Genomic DNA, 273 nt, shown 5'->3' with positions numbered 1-273 from the left:
ATGCCGCGAGGGTCAAATACCAAAGTGTCCGAAGGACACTTTCTGCTCTGCAGCGCTGCAAGATTGATACCTCGTTGCTTGCAGCGGGGTATTTGATTTCCGGCCGGACTTTGTCCGGATTTCGAGCCGGATTCGGATTGCGGCGCTCCTCTGCCCGGAATGCTTTTCTGTTCTGTCAATACAATACAGGAACATCTGAAATATGTCAATACAAAATATAAAATTTGGAAATATGTATTTACAAATCCGTGCCGCAATGTTATACTGGCCTCA

Origin of the sequence: uncultured Acetatifactor sp., from assembly GCF_948601915.1 — a bacterium.
Classification (GTDB): Bacteria; Bacillota; Clostridia; order Lachnospirales; family Lachnospiraceae; genus Acetatifactor.
The sequence above is the reverse complement of the archived record's forward strand: the minus strand, read 5'-3'. Positions refer to the sequence as shown.